This window comes from Cupriavidus sp. KB_39 (assembly GCF_052114485.1).
GTDB lineage: Bacteria > Pseudomonadota > Gammaproteobacteria > Burkholderiales > Burkholderiaceae > Cupriavidus.
Map to the genome: position 1 here is coordinate 1 of NZ_JBFREV010000062.1, position 14,085 is coordinate 14,085.

Annotated in this window: 14 protein-coding genes; 10 read left to right on the forward strand and 4 right to left on the reverse strand. The window is 68.1% G+C overall.

What is annotated here, in order from left to right; genetic code table 11:
* Positions 1–32 precede the first annotated feature (32 nt).
* On the reverse strand, positions 33–560 hold the full coding sequence (locus tag AB4Z27_RS27365) for a cupin domain-containing protein (protein ID WP_441645754.1): 528 nt from the start codon (positions 558–560) through the stop codon (positions 33–35).
* A gap of 194 nt (positions 561–754) precedes the next feature.
* Here AB4Z27_RS27365 and AB4Z27_RS27370 point away from each other — a divergent pair, with 194 nt between their 5' ends.
* The 5 genes from AB4Z27_RS27370 (at position 755) to AB4Z27_RS27390 (ending at position 6,329) form a co-directional block, all read left to right on the forward strand.
* Entirely contained in the window at positions 755–1,663 is a 909-nt protein-coding gene (locus AB4Z27_RS27370; protein ID WP_441645755.1) for a DMT family transporter, read from the forward strand.
* Positions 1,647–2,420: an AraC family transcriptional regulator gene (locus AB4Z27_RS27375; RefSeq protein ID WP_441645756.1), complete on the forward strand. Its 774-nt coding sequence runs from the start codon at positions 1,647–1,649 to the stop codon at positions 2,418–2,420. The genes AB4Z27_RS27370 and AB4Z27_RS27375 overlap by 17 nt, the downstream gene beginning before the upstream one ends.
* Before the next feature lie 143 nt (positions 2,421–2,563).
* On the forward strand, positions 2,564–4,804 hold the full coding sequence (locus AB4Z27_RS27380) for a VTT domain-containing protein (RefSeq protein WP_441645757.1): 2,241 nt from the start codon (positions 2,564–2,566) through the stop codon (positions 4,802–4,804).
* On the forward strand, positions 4,804–5,634 hold the full coding sequence (locus AB4Z27_RS27385) for an endonuclease/exonuclease/phosphatase family protein (protein WP_092296855.1): 831 nt from the start codon (positions 4,804–4,806) through the stop codon (positions 5,632–5,634). The genes AB4Z27_RS27380 and AB4Z27_RS27385 overlap by 1 nt, the downstream gene beginning before the upstream one ends.
* Positions 5,635–5,909: 275 nt before the next feature.
* A complete protein-coding gene (locus tag AB4Z27_RS27390) occupies positions 5,910–6,329 on the forward strand; it encodes a hypothetical protein (RefSeq protein WP_092296569.1) in 420 nt (139 codons plus the stop codon).
* Between the two features lie 38 nt (positions 6,330–6,367).
* Here AB4Z27_RS27390 and AB4Z27_RS27395 read toward each other — a convergent pair whose 3' ends face one another.
* The 3 genes from AB4Z27_RS27395 to cls all read right to left on the reverse strand — a co-directional run bounded on the left by AB4Z27_RS27395 (position 6,368) and on the right by cls (position 9,246).
* A complete protein-coding gene (locus AB4Z27_RS27395) occupies positions 6,368–6,802 on the reverse strand; it encodes a hypothetical protein (RefSeq protein ID WP_092296572.1) in 435 nt (144 codons plus the stop codon).
* A 247-nt stretch (positions 6,803–7,049) separates the two neighbouring features.
* Complete coding sequence (locus AB4Z27_RS27400) at positions 7,050–7,703, reverse strand: TetR/AcrR family transcriptional regulator (RefSeq protein ID WP_092296575.1); 654 nt, start codon at positions 7,701–7,703, stop codon at positions 7,050–7,052.
* A 106-nt stretch (positions 7,704–7,809) separates the two neighbouring features.
* A complete protein-coding gene (cls, locus tag AB4Z27_RS27405) occupies positions 7,810–9,246 on the reverse strand; it encodes a cardiolipin synthase (protein WP_441645758.1) in 1,437 nt (478 codons plus the stop codon).
* 313 nt (positions 9,247–9,559) lie between these two features.
* Here cls and AB4Z27_RS27410 point away from each other — a divergent pair, with 313 nt between their 5' ends.
* The 5 genes from AB4Z27_RS27410 to AB4Z27_RS27430 all read left to right on the forward strand — a co-directional run.
* Complete coding sequence (locus AB4Z27_RS27410; RefSeq protein ID WP_092296581.1) at positions 9,560–10,318, forward strand: response regulator transcription factor; 759 nt, start codon at positions 9,560–9,562, stop codon at positions 10,316–10,318.
* Between the two features lie 196 nt (positions 10,319–10,514).
* Entirely contained in the window at positions 10,515–12,122 is a 1,608-nt protein-coding gene (locus tag AB4Z27_RS27415) for a methyl-accepting chemotaxis protein (protein ID WP_441645759.1), read from the forward strand.
* 151 nt (positions 12,123–12,273) lie between these two features.
* Complete coding sequence (locus AB4Z27_RS27420; RefSeq protein ID WP_092296587.1) at positions 12,274–12,477, forward strand: hypothetical protein; 204 nt, start codon at positions 12,274–12,276, stop codon at positions 12,475–12,477.
* 347 nt (positions 12,478–12,824) lie between these two features.
* Entirely contained in the window at positions 12,825–13,475 is a 651-nt protein-coding gene (locus AB4Z27_RS27425) for an HAD domain-containing protein (RefSeq protein ID WP_092296589.1), read from the forward strand.
* A gap of 194 nt (positions 13,476–13,669) precedes the next feature.
* Positions 13,670–14,085, forward strand: a 416-nt coding sequence (locus tag AB4Z27_RS27430; RefSeq protein ID WP_441645760.1) for a thiamine pyrophosphate-binding protein, incomplete at its 3' end; no start/stop codon positions are given.

The window sequence follows — 14,085 nt, forward strand, 5'->3', positions numbered from 1 at the left end:
AACTTGCCGGCGAACGTAGGGAGCGCGGCCGGTCAGCCCTGCGGAAGCCGGGGCGCCAGCCGGGCGATCACCTCGGCGTGATGCGGATGGGCGGCGGCCAGCGTGGCCAGGGCGGCCGCATCGGCCAGTTCGAACTCGCTGAACTCGAAGCCGGGCGCCACCGTGCAGCCGACCAGCGAGTAGCCGCCGGCGTAGCCCGCCACGCGCTCGGCCGCGAACCAGCAGCCGGCCGCCACCATTGCCTGGAACACGGTGCCCGCGTCGTTCAGCGGGTTGCCGAGGTGGTGGGTGTGCAACCGGCCTGCGGCATCGATCACATGCACGTCGAGCGGCCCGCCGGCGTAGAAATGCCAGCCTTCGTCCGCGCAGATGCGGTGCCACGCCGAATACGCGTCATCGCACAGCAGGTAATAGATGGCCGTGGAGGCGGCGCGCTCCACGCCGTCGGCCCGGCGGACCCGCGCGGCGTCGCGGTAGGTCTCCCGGTAGAATCCCCCCTCCGGATGGGGCACGAGGCCGAGATCCTGGATCAGGCGGTGATGCGGCGCGGTCGTTGGCATGGCGGGAACGCGGCCCGATCGGGGCCGGAAGACGTGGACAAGGCGCATATTGTCCATGAGGTCCATCGGATTTGTCTGAAGATCGATTGCAGGAATCGCCAAGACAGCCCCCTCCCGCCCCGCTACCCTGCCGGACAATCTCCCCCAATGCGGCCACTGACCGGCCGCCCGGAATCTGATCGAGTACCGCTTCCATGTCGCGCCCCCTGCCCGCCTGGCTGCCTGGCCTGGCCTTCGTCCTGATCTGGTCCACCGGCTTTATCGTCGGCAAGGCGGTCGTGCCCGTGGCCGACACCAGCCTGTTCCTGCTCGCCCGCTTTGCGCTGGCCGGGCTGATGTTCACGCTGGCGGCGGTGCTGGCCGGGGCGGCGTGGCCGGCGGCGCGCGAGGTGCCCCGCCACCTGCTGGCTGGCGCGCTGATGCAGGGCATCTACCTGTGTGCCGGCTACGGCGCCGTGGCGCACGGGCTGTCGCCGTCCGTGATGGCGCTGCTGGGCGCCCTGCAGCCGCTGCTGACCGCGCTGCTTGCCATCCCACTATTAAAAGAGCTACCTTCGATGCGCACCTGGCGCGGGCTCGCGCTCGGCGCGGCCGGCGTGGGGCTGGTCGTCCTGCCGGCGATGCGGGCCGGCGCGCCGCACGCGGTGTCGCCGTGGATTGTGCTGATCGGCCTGCTGGCCATTGTTTCCATCACCATGGGTACGCTCTTGCAGAAGACCTCCATCGCCAAGGCCGACATTCGCGCCAGCTCGGCCTGGCAGAATGCCGGCGCGATGTTGGTGGCCGGCGCGCTGGTCACGGTCAACGGCGGCCCGGGCGCGCTGCACTGGGAGCCGGGCGTCACGCTGTGGGCGTCGCTGGCCTATGCGGCGCTGGTGCTGTCGGGGCTCGGTACGTGGCTGCTGCTGGGGCTGGTGCGCCGCGGGCGCGCCGCCAACGCCGCCGCGCTGATGTTCCTCGCCCCGCCGCTGGCCGCCGTGCAGGCCGCGCTGCTGTTTGGCGACCATCTGGTGCCGCTCCAGTGGCTCGGCATGGCCGTGGCCGGCGGCGGGGTGTGGCTGTGCCAGACCCAGGGACGGACGCAACGTGCCGAAGCGCGCTGACCACGCCGCCCCGCTGGTCGAGCCGCGGCGATTCCARCCGCAGCCGCTCGGCCATGCGCACGACTACCACCAGTTGCTGTTCGGCGTGGACGGCGCCATCGAACTGGAAATCGACGGTCACGCCTATCGTGTGGATGCCGAACACGGCCTGGTCGTGCCCGGTGGCGAACACCATGTCTGCGTGGGCCTGACCGAGAACCTGCAGCTTGTGGCCGACTTCCCGGCCAGTTCCGTGGCCCTGCCGGCCCGGCTGATGGCCCGCCCGCGCACCTTCGCGCTGGAGGGCMCGCTCGCCGCGCAAGTGCGCACGCTCGTCACCATCCCGAAAACCCACCCCGGCGCCCCGCCGCAGCACGACTGGCAGCGCGCGGCCATCCTCGCCGGCAACCTGGCCACCTCGCTCGGGCAGGACCTCACCCGGCACGACGCCGCCCGCTTCCCGGTCATGGCGATCGACGCCTGCCTGCGCGCCAGCCTCGCCGAACCACCCCGCGCCGACGAACTCGCCAGCCGCTTCGGCTGGGGCGCCCGCCACTTCCATACCCTCTTCTGCGAAGCCTTCGGCGACACGCCGCACGGCTACCAGACCCGCCTGCGCCTCGATCAGGCCGTGCAATGGCTGATGGCCGGCACGATGCCGCTGACCGACATCGCCTTCGGCGTCGGCTATCCCGACCAGACGACTTTTACCCGCGCGTTCGCCCGCCGCTTCGGCCTGCCGCCGGGGGCTTGGCGTGAGGCGGCGCGGCGCGGCTGACGCGCTCGCCATCCCTCTCCGTCGATTGTCAAAATTACAAAGCCGAGTAAAGCGCACACCGGCGGCGGTGCTCCGCTATCGCCAGACCCTAGCCTCAGCCCCAGATCCCCATCCGGTACAAAACTTGCGCCTGTGGCGGGGTAATGTCCGACGCCCTTCCTAATTCCCCGCTCCTGCGTCCCGGCCACAACTGCTGGCGGGTGGAGCCGTGCCAGCGGTTTTCGATGCTGGTCGACGCCGATGCGTATTTCTCCGCACTCCGTGAGGCGCTGGCCAAGGCCACGCACAGCGTGTTCATCCTCGGCTGGGACATCGACAGCCGGATGGTGATGAACCCGGGCGGCGATGACCCGCCCGATGGCCTGCCGCCCACGCTGCGCGAGTTCCTGAACACGCTGTGCAAACGCCGGCGTGGGCTGCGGATCTACGTGCTAAGTTGGGATTTCGCGATGGTGTTCGCGCTGGAGCGCGAGTGGCTGCCCGACGCCAAGATGCACTGGCAGACCCATCGGCGGCTGTCTTTCCGGCTCGATGGCAACCATCCGCCCGGGGCCTCGCATCATCAGAAGGTCGTGGTGGTCGATCATCAGGTGGCCTTTGTGGGCGGCCTGGACCTGACCATCCGGCGTTGGGACACCCATCATCATCTGGCCGACGACCCGCGCCGCGTGGATCTGGATGGCAAGCCCTATCCGCCCTTCCATGACGTGCAGTGCGTGGTCGATGGCGACGCCGCCGCCGCGCTGGGCGACCTCGCGGCGGCGCGCTGGCTGCGCGCCACGGGCCGCCAGCCGCGCGTGCCGGACCAGCCGCTGGGGGATGCGTGGCCGGAGAGCGTCGAGCCKGACCTCACCAATGTGGACGTCGGCATCAGCCGGACCGCGCCGGCGTGCGAGGACGATCCCGGCGTGTCCGAGATCCGCGAGTTGTATCTGGATGCCATCGGCGCGGCGCGCGAGGGCATCTACCTTGAGAACCAGTATTTCAGCTCCGGCCTGATCGCCGACGCGTTCACCAAGCGCCTGCGCGAGCCCGAGGGGCCGGAGATTGCGCTGGTCTCGCGGCGCACCGAGAGCGGCTGGCTGGAAGAAGCGAGCATGGGGGTGCTGCGCGCGCGGCTCTGCCGGCGGCTGCGCGGCGCGGACCAGCACGCACGGTTCCACCTGTACTGCCCSCATGTGCCGGACCTTGGCGAYGCCTGCGTCAACGTCCACAGCAAGGTCATGGTGGTRGACGACCAATTGCTGACCATCGGGTCGGCCAATCTCAGCAATCGCTCGTTCGGGCTCGATACCGAATGCAACCTCGTGGTGGAGGCCAACGGCCATCCAAAGATCGCCGCCGGCATCCGGGCCATGCGCGGGCGGCTGCTGAGCGAGCACCTCGCCGTCACGCCGGAGGAACTCGACACCGCGCTGGCGGATGCCGGCGGCCTGCACGCCGCCATCGAAACCCTGCACCGCAGCGACGGGCGCACGCTGGAGCGGTTCTCGCCGACCGTGCCGGAAGAAGTGGATGCCGCGCTGCCCGATGCGCGGCTGCTGGACCCCATCGAGCCCATCGACAGCGAGCAGATCATGGCCGAGTTCGTCAGCCAGGAGGCCCGCCCCCACGCGGCCAACCGGGTGGCGGTGTTCGTGCTGCTGGTACTCGTGCTGGGCGGCATGGCCTTCGCGTGGCGCTATACGCCGCTGCGCGAGTGGGCCGATTTCCGCTACCTGCTGACGATGATCGAGCGCGTGCGCGACATGCCGTTTGCGCCGGGCGCGATGATGGCCGCCTTCGTGGCGGGCGGGCTGGTGATGTTTCCGGTGACGCTGTTGATCGTGGTCACGCTGGTCGTGTTCGGGCCGTGGTACGGCGCGCTGYTGGCGYTGTGCGGCTCGGTGCTGAGCGCGGCCGGCGGCTATACGGCGGGCCGGCTGCTGGGCCGCCACGCGGTGCGGCGCCTTGGCGGACGCCGGCTGAACCGCGTGAGCCAGAAGGTGCGCCAGCATGGCGTGCTGGCGATGGTGGTGCTGCGGCTTGTGCCCGTGGCGCCGTTCACGCTGGTCAACCTGGTGGTGGGCGCCTCGCGCATCCGGCTGCGGGACTGCCTGCTGGGCACTGCCATCGGCATGACGCCGGGCATTGTTGTCACGGCCTCGCTGGTGGACCGGATTGCCGCCGTGGCGAAAGACCCCGGCGCGGGCACCTTCGCCCTGCTGGCGCTGGTGCTGCTGATTCCGATCACCGTGGCAGTGTTGCTGCGCCGGCGGCGCAAGCGCCGGGAGCGTGCGGCGAACGCCGAACTCCATGCGGCAGCGACGGCTGCGACGGCCGCGACAGCGGCGGCGCGGCACCCGCCACCGTGCACCAGCGCGCCTTCGCGCGAGGGGGCCTGATGAACGCGCCGTTGCCTCCCGCATCGAATCCCGCGTCGGACGCCTCCGGGTCCCTGCACGCGGACATCGCCGTGGCCAGCTACAACATCCACGGCGGGGTGGGCACCGATGGGCATTTCGTGCCGAAGCGCATCGCGGATGTGGTGACGGAACTGCGCGCGGACCTGATCGCCCTGCAGGAAGTGGAGTCGCGCCATACCGGCTTCGACATGCTGCGCTTCCTCGCCGCGCACAGCGGCTTGCACGCCATTCCCGGCCCCACGCTGGTCCGCGAGGACGGCGACTACGGCAACGGCCTGCTCACGCGTTACCGGCCGCTGCGCATCCGCCATATCGACCTCAGCGTGAAGGGGCATGAGCCGCGCGGCGCCATCGACGCCATGCTCGAATGCAACGCCGTGGAGCACGACACCTTCGCGCTGCGCGTGATTGCCACGCACCTCGGACTGATGCCCGGCGAGCGGCGCTGGCAGGTGCGCCGGCTGCTCACCGCGCTGGCGGAGGCGCCCGAGCAGCCCACCATCCTGCTCGGCGATGTGAACGAGTGGTTCCTGTGGGGGCGCCCGCTGCGCTGGCTGCATGCGTACTTCGAACGCACACCCCATGTCTCGACATTTCCGTCGCGCTGGCCCTTCCTCGCGCTGGACCGGATCTGGACTTCGCCACGCGCGCACCTGGTGTCGGTGGCGGGCCATCGCAGCGCGCTGACGCGGCTGGCGTCCGATCATCTTCCGCTGCTCGCACGCATGCGGTTGACTGCGCGCGCACATCCTTCCCCAGAGGAAATCATCGCCACGGCGGGGGCATCGTTGCAAGGTCCGGGTGCCTGAGCGGTGCCTTGCATCGCACCATCGACATCTTGTTTCAGACTCACCCACATGGCCGCCACGGTTTGCCGCAGGGCCGCAATACGGGTATCTCGCTAGGCTTGCGCGCTGGTCTGCGCCACGTGCGCTTCCTATACTGACTCACGCATACTCCATGTCATGCCGCATGGCGATGCATACCGAAAACGATCGGGCAGGCGATGGCGGTTCCCGGGAGGACCCCGCCGACGGGTCATGTCGACACGCCCTGCCCTGGAACAGGAAAGTGGAGAAAAGGCATGCCCAGCGAACAGTTCCTTGCCACCCAGGAAACCCGCCGCTTAGGCCTGCGCGCCCTGCGCGCGGCATTGCTCCAGGTACACAAGGAAGTCATCGGCTACGACCGTGGTCAATACGAGCGTCTGCACGGTCCGATTCCAGCCGGGCAGTTCGTGCAGCTGGTCACCGAAGAATCTTTCTTTCGCTGGCTGGACCCGCTGTCGCGCCTCATCATCGAGATCGACGAAGAACTCGAGGGCGACGAACATCATGACGATACCTGCCGGGCCGTGGCCGCCGCCGCGCAGAAGCTGTTCAGCGAGCGCGGGGACGAGGCGTTTCGCAAGCGCTATCAGGAGGCGCTGCAGGACGAGTCGTCGGTCATCGTGGCACACGGGCGGTTGATGTCCGTGATCGGACAGCTTCGGCAGTTGCCGTAGGCATTGCTCCTGCCGGCATCGCGCGGGCGCGCTGGCACTCAGCGTCGACCGCGCCCGCCGCCGCCTCTTCCCCCGCCCCCACCGCCATAGCCATAACCGCCGCCACGGTAGCCGCCATAGGCGCCGTGGTACCCGCCGTGTCCCCCGTGGTAGCCGTGGTAGCCCCCGTAATAGCCACGATATCCACGCCCGTAGTAGCCGCGATAGCCGCTGCCATACCAGACACTGCCGTAGAAGCCGCCATACCAGGGTCGGTAGTAATACGGATACCCGGCATACGGATAGCCGTAGGCATAGGCGGGATAGCCGCTGTAGTAGCCGCCGTAATACCCCGACGAGTCATAGCCTGACGAGGCATAGCCGGACGGATAGCTGCCGTAGTACGTGTCATAGCCGGGATATGCCACGCAGCCGCCCAGCATCCATGTGGCGCCCGCAATGCCCGCCATCATCCAACCGCGCGCCCCATTCATCGTGCACTCCCATTGACCTGCATCAAAGCCGAGGGCGGCTTCGACCGTCGCCCCATGGCCGTTAGACAGTATTTGCGGGGCGGAAATCCATTTTCGGACTATTCCTATTCACGAATCAGAATCGTCTTCTTACACTTGGCCCCGCCTGTGCAATGCAGGCACCCGATGGAGTGCCAGAGTTGACCCCTCGCTGGCATTCTTTTACTTGGATGCCACGTGGTCCCCGCCACGTGGCATTTTTTTGGTCTCAGGCCACCGTCAGGCCGTTCTCCACCATGTCCAAYAGCCGCGCACCGATGATGCCGGCCTGTTCCTGCGCGCGGCTGCGCAGGGGGCCGTCGATCAACAAAATGGCTAACCCGTGGACGGCGGACCAGGCGACATACTCTGCGCCGGGGCGGCGCGCCGCTGGCAGCAGGCCCGCATCGACCCAATGATCGAGCGCGGCGCCCAGCAACTGGAACGGGTTGAGGCCGCTGTTGCCGGCCTTGGCGGGGTCCGGGTCGTCCTCYACRTCGTCCGGCACCGAGAAGGCGGTGCGGAACAGGCCTGTCTCGGCCAGCGCATAACGGAGGTAGCCCGCACCCACCGCGCGCAGGCTCCCGCGCGCGCGCTCGGTGGCGGAGGCATTGGCGGGCAGCGCTGCCAGTTCGGTCTCCATGGCCATGGCCAGGCCGGACAAGGCCGCGGCGCGCACCGCCTCCAACAGGTCCTGCCGGCTCGCGAAGTGACGGTACGCGGCATTCGGCACCACGCCCGCGCGGCGCGTGGCTTCACGCAGCACCACGGCCTCCGGGCCGCCAGTGCGTGCGAGATCGATCCCGGCTTCGAGCAAGGCGCGCCGTAGATCGCCATGTCGATAAGTGCTCCGCGTGGGCGGCGTGGCGGCGACTCGGCTCATATCAAACTCCCATGTGGACATCGTCCACTCATTCTGCTTTGTATAGTAGACAGTGTACACAAGGAGCGCCAGCCGCCAATGTGGACAACGGCGGCAGCGGATTTGCTCAGAGGATGGGGGCGAACAGCTTGGCCACGTGCATCGCCACCCGGAGCAGCGCGGGCGAGGCCAAAAATTCGTCGCGACTGATCTCGCGCGCCTCGGCGAAGTCGGCCTCGAGCATGCGCGTGACGTCCCGCGCGAAGGCSGGATGCGCGGTCAKCACCATCATCTCGAAATTGAGCCGGAACGAGCGATTGTCGAGATTGGCGGTGCCCACGGCGGCGGCCTCATCGTCGATCAGGATCACCTTCTGATGCAGGAAGCCGGGCTGGTAGCGGTAGACCTTCACGCCCGCGCACACCGCCTGGTAGGCGTAGATGGTGGACGCCGCGTACACCACGAGGTGGTCCGGGCGCGACGGAATCAGGATGCGCACGTCCACCCCGCGCAGCACGGCAAGGCGCAGCATGGCGAACACCGCCTCGTCCGGCACGAAGTACGGCGAGGTGATCCAGACCCGCTTCTGCGCCGACTGGATCGCCTCGACGAAGAACAGCGAGCAGGTCTCCTGCGCGTCAGCCGGGCCGGACGGCACGACCTGGCAGATCATCTCGCCCACATCGCCATGCGGCGGCAGCATCAGGTACGGCACCTCCTTCGCAGCCCAATACCAGTCCTCGGCAAACGCCATCTGCAGCTCCAGCACCGCCGCGCCGCGAATTTCGATATGCGTATCGCGCCACGGCGAGAGCGGCGCCCGCGCGCCCAGGTATTCGTTGCCGACGTTGTGCCCGCCCAGGAAGGCGCGCGCGCCGTCCACGACCACCAGCTTGCGGTGATTGCGAAAATTCAGCTGGAAACGATTGACGAAGCCGGGATGCGTGGCGAAGGGCCGCGCCTCCACCCCTGCCTGCTGGAGCGTGCGCACATAGCCGCGTCCGAGTCCGTGACAGCCGATGCTGTCGAACAGGAAATAGACCTTCACGCCGGCGCGGGCGCGCTCGCACAGGCGGCGCTGGAGTTCGCGGCCCAGTTCGTCGTCATGGACGATGAAGAACTGCACCAGCACGACCTGCGTGGCGGCGTCGATGGCAGCGAAGATGGCTTCGAAGGTCTGCTGGCCGTTGATCAGCAGGCGCACGTCGTTGTTGGCCAGGCACGGCATGCCGGTCAGACCGGGCAGCGCGCGCATGCAGGCCTGCGCCGGCGCGGTCACCACACAGGCTGACATGGCCTCGCGCTCGGACGCGGTCATGCCACGGCGGATCTCGCGCAGGCGGTCATTATTGAAACGGCGGGCATTGACGTAGCCGGCGAAGGTGCTGCGGCCGAAGATCAGGTACGGAATCAGCGCGAAGTACGGCATCATCACCAGCGACCCCGCCCACGCAATGGCGCCGGGCGCGGTGCGGACCGTCATCACGGCATGCAATGCGGCCATCACGCCCACGATATGGAAGGCGACCATCACTGCGGCGATCACGCTAGGACTCATCAACATAGGCGGATGGTTCGGCGCTGCGGGCCCGTACATGGATGAGCCGTATTCTGGCATACCCGTCACATGAGGGCATCCCCCGATCGCCATATGCCGGTCGGGCTGCCTCATTTTTAGGCGCGCCGATGCAATGGCGTGCCGGCGCCGGTGCGCCTCCGCCCACCCGCCAGTTATCCACACGTTCTGTGGATAAGCCTGACCCGGTTCGCGGCGATCCCACATTTAAGGGAATGGCGATTGTCCGGCCGGGCATGCCGCCGCTACGCTCTGACGGTTCCTCTCCGTCAATCCGTTTCAGTTTTCTGGTAGTTGTAGCATGAGTGTTTCGACCAACATTGCCTTACTGGCCAGCCGCGCGGCCCGCCTCCACCCCATCCAGGACCTGCTCTCCCTCGCGGGTTTCCAGTGCACCCTCTTCCTTGCCGGCCGGGACCTGATCCACGGCCTCAGCCATGACAGCTACGACATGCTGCTGGTCGACCGCGACCTGCAAGACATTTCCGCCATCGACGTGATCCGTGCCGTGCGCGCCGTGCGSGCCCGCGACATGCCGATCATCATGATCGGCGGGCAGCATAACAACGACAACGACCTCGTGGAGGCGCTCGACGCCGGCGCCGACGACTACGTGCTCGAGGCCCTGAGCAACCGCGTGCTGCTGGCGCGCATCTCCGCTCTGCGCCGACGCATGTGCGGCGCGCGCTTCCGCAACAACCTGCCGATGCGCGCCGGCCCCTACGAGCTGAACAGCCCCGGCCGCTTCGCCATGCTGAATGGGCGCCGCATCGCCATGACGCCGAAGGAGTTCGACCTTGCCACGCTGCTGTTCGCCAACGCGGGCCGCATCCTGGCCAGCAAGCGGATCGAACATATGATCTGGGGTCATGACCTGCCACCGCTCTCGCGCGCGCTGGCGGGGCTGGTCTCGCGCATGCGCCGCACGCTCGATCTCTGCCCGGCCAACGGCGTCACCGTCAATGTCGTGTACGCGCAGGGCTACCGGCTCGACATCCTCGACCAGACCGTCCGCGCCGACCTGACGGGCCCACCCGGCCAGCCGTTGCTCCAGCCGTAACCCGCCCTCTGCGGCCTGCGCCGATCTCCCCGTTGTGCGACGGTGTCACGCCTGCGTCACACCGTTCGCCGAGCATGGCGGCGCACCGCAACGGGAATATGCCCCGGTCGTCCACACCGGGCGGCACGGTCAGGCAGCCACGCGGCGGGCATCGGGTCATGGCATGGCCGGGGCAATCCCGGCAGGAGTCTGTTTCGTGTTGCAAGCCATCCAACTGAGTCTGCCGCGCGCACGCGGCGAAGCCGTGTGGCAACGGCTGGTGCGACTGCCGCTGGCGGCGCGGCTGTCCGCCGCATTCATTCTGGTCTATGTCTTCGGCGCCGTGGTCGGCCTGATCGGCATCCTCAATCTGGTTTCCCTCAAGCAGGACACCGACATCCTGTATCAACGCGACATGCGCGGCGCCATTTCGGCGGAACGCGCGCAGGCCGCACTGGCTATGCTGGGCCGCGCGCAACTGGCGCTGACGCTGGCCACGAGCACCACCGAGCGCGACGCTGCCGGCGCGGACATCCAGCAGGCCATGCGCCAGCTCGACGCCGCCGTGGACGGCGTGCGCCAGGCCGCGCCGCGCCAGGCACAGGCGCTGCARAAGGAGCGCGCAGCGGCRGGYGAACTGATGCAAGGCTACGTGGCGCTGATCAACAAGCAGCCGCTGGACGCCCTGCAGTTCGACAGCGCCGTTTCCGTCGACGGCCATTTCCTGGGCGAGCAACTGCAAAAGCTCGGCGCGCTGATGGAAGCCACGCGCGCCGGCCTGGAGCGGCAGGCCGCCGACACCGTGGCGGGCGTTGCCGCGAGCCAGATCGGCGCACAAACGCTGATGGCCGCGCTGCTCGTGGCCAGCTTCGTGGCGGCCGGCGCGCTGGCGTGGTTTGCAGCGCGCAGCCTGACGCGCGAACTCGGCGGCGAACCGCGCGACGCCGCGGCGGCGGCCAACCGCATCGCCAGCGGCGACCTGACCGCGCATATCAACCTGCGCAGGGACGATCAGACCAGCCTGCTCTATTTCCTGGCTGGCATGCGCGATGAACTGGCCGGCGTGCTGGCCCGCATTCAGGAGTCAGCGCACGAGATCACGGACACCAGCGGCGATATTGCCGACGGCAACCAGCAACTCGCGGCACGCACTGCGCAGCAGGCCGAGGCACTGCGCCACGCGGCGGCCAGCATGACTCGCCTGACCGCGCTCGTCGAACAGGTGCATGAGCAGGCCAATGAATCGAGCACGATGGCCAACCAGGCGCGCACTGCATCGGGCGCCGGCATGGCGGTGGTACGCGACATGAACGGGACCATGGCCAACGTGCTGGGCCATTCGCGCAATATCGCCGAGGTGGTCACGGTGATCGAGGGCATTGCGTTCCAGACCAATATCCTCGCGCTCAACGCCGCCGTGGAAGCCGCGCGCGCCGGCGCGGCGGGGCGCAGCTTCGCGGTGGTCGCGCAGGAAGTGCGCGCGCTGGCCCAGCGCAGCGCCAACGCCGCCCGCGAGATCGGCGGCATCGTCGGCGACGCCACGCGCGAGATCGAACGCGGCGCCAGCCTCAGCGGCACCGTGGTGGCGGCGATGGAAGGGATCGAGTCGGCGGTCGATCGCAGCCACAGCCTCGCGGGCCATCTGCGCGCGCTGGCCGAGGAACAGGCCGCCGGCATCCGCACCGTGGGCGATGCCCTCGCGGAACTCGGGCAGACCGGGGCGCAGAACGGCGCGCTGGTGGACACCGTGGCACAGCACGCCAACCGGCTCGACGAGGAAGCCGCCGCGCTGGAATCTGACGTGTCGCGCTTCCAGTTCCAGTAGCCCTGCCACGCTGCACCGCAGCAATGTCACGCCATTGTTAAAGTTTCCGGTCTTTGCTGTCGTAAATAAGCGAATGCTGATTCTCCCCGGGTCACGGCCCGGCTAGCATGATCGCTTGCCTCTCAATCGAGACGCACAGCAAGGACCAGGCATGGCGCTACGCAAGGCAGTGCAGGACGATTCGTCCTTTCATGATGATCTCGACGCGGCGGGCCGCGACTGGGCGCCACGGCTCAAGCCGTGCGGCGCCTGTCATGGCTGCGAGCAACCCGTGGGCCCGACCGTGCTGTTTTGCAGCGCGGCGTGCCAGCAATCATTCGAGCATTTCGAAATGCGTTTACTGCGCAAGCGGTAAGCCGCCTCACCGCCCCCCCATCGCCCCACCGTCCCTGCCCGCCCCTTCTCAGCCTCCAATCCCGCCTCGGGTAAATCCTAGTAATTCCCCTAATCGCAACGTGTCAACCGATGCGCTGGTGCATTCGTTTTCTTCTCCATTGGCCCCACATCCGCGCCGGAATCGMCCCCGGATTCAGGCAGGTGTGTCGGCCGGAAACATTTGAGAACAAGGGGTAACGGGCATTTACGCCTCCGGTGTAGAAGTTACAGAACTGTTGCACTTACGCACGTTTTGTGTCGCCGCAGAAGCCGAATTGCCGAGTACGCTTGTCTCGACCAAACAGTACCGACTACCACAGGGAAATCATGTCTGAACGCCTCATCATGCTGGACGTACCCGGCGTCCTCTACTCGGACCGCTCCGCTGCCCGCCTGGGCGGTACGCCAATGAGCGGCACCCTGAGGGATGTCCGTTTCTTCGATCCGATCGCACTGGGCTTCCTGCGCCGGCTGTTCGGCATTGCCGGCGCCCGCGTGGTGGTGTCCGACGCCTGGCGCCGTGGCACACCGGCCGCGATCCTGCAACAACTCGACCTCCAGGTGGAAGGCATGACCCCGCGCGTGGCGGGCGGCCATGGCGCCGAGATCGACGCGTGGTTCGCACAGCGTGCCGCGCCGGGTAGCTGGGTGATCCTGTCGACGGCCGCACCGGCCTCGATGACGGATGCGCAGCGCCGCCACCTCGTGCAGGTGAATCCGGTCGAGGGCCTGACGGTAGAGAACTTCCGCCAGGCACTGGACATCCTCGGCGTGGCCTGCCCGTCGACGGTGACGCCCGATTCGCGCGTGGAACCCGGCCTCCAGGCCAAGCTGCGCCACCTCCAGCAACTGGCGCGCGAAGCCCCCGAGCGCTTCATGCCCGCGCCGGCCGCCGCCGAGGCCCGCGAGCAGGCCATGGCCGTCGCCGTAGCCAGCCTGACCGGCAAATCGCTGCAACCGGCCGCGCTGCACGCCTAAGCGACGCGCCGCGCCCCCGCAAGGCCGCCGCCATGGCGGCCTTTTTCATGGTCCGGGCGCATTCGACATGCCGACGCGCCGTGCGGATCGGACAGGACCGGCCCCGCGCGCTATCCTCCCCGGCCATCACCGCCTACCCTTGTACCTTGGGATTCCGCCTCGCTCGCAGGCACCGATCGTACAAGGAGAGCACCATGGCCAACCACGCAGCCGACCTCATCACCCGCGTCCTGCACGCAGTGGGCGTCGAACGCATCTACGGCGTCGTCGGCGACAGCCTCAACGGCATCACTGAATCGCTGCGCCAGCGCGGCGACATCGACTGGATTCATACCCGCCACGAGGAGACCGCCGCATTCGCAGCGGGCGCCGAGGCGCACCTGACCGGCAAGCTGGCCGTCTGCGCCGGGAGCTGCGGCCCCGGCAACCTGCAYCTGATCAATGGCTTGTTCGATTGCCACCGCTCCGGCGTGCCGGTGCTGGCCATCGCCGCCCATATCCCGAGCGCCGAAATCGGCCGTGGCTACTTCCAGGAGACGCATCCCGAGCAGTTGTTCCGGGAGTGCAGCCACTACTGCGAACTCGTCACCAGCATCGAGCAGTTGCCCGG

Coding starts and splice junctions, on each gene's coding strand:
- AB4Z27_RS27370 (WP_441645755.1), top strand. CDS start 755: ATGTCGCGCCCCCTGCCCGCCTGGCTGCCTGGCCTGGCCTTCGTCCTG.
- AB4Z27_RS27395 (WP_092296572.1), bottom strand. CDS start 6,802: ATGAATGGGGCGCGCGGTTGGATGATGGCGGGCATTGCGGGCGCCACA.
- AB4Z27_RS27365 (WP_441645754.1), bottom strand. CDS start 560: ATGCCAACGACCGCGCCGCATCACCGCCTGATCCAGGATCTCGGCCTC.
- AB4Z27_RS27425 (WP_092296589.1), top strand. CDS start 12,825: ATGTCTGAACGCCTCATCATGCTGGACGTACCCGGCGTCCTCTACTCG.
- AB4Z27_RS27390 (WP_092296569.1), top strand. CDS start 5,910: ATGCCCAGCGAACAGTTCCTTGCCACCCAGGAAACCCGCCGCTTAGGC.
- AB4Z27_RS27420 (WP_092296587.1), top strand. CDS start 12,274: ATGGCGCTACGCAAGGCAGTGCAGGACGATTCGTCCTTTCATGATGAT.
- AB4Z27_RS27385 (WP_092296855.1), top strand. CDS start 4,804: ATGAACGCGCCGTTGCCTCCCGCATCGAATCCCGCGTCGGACGCCTCC.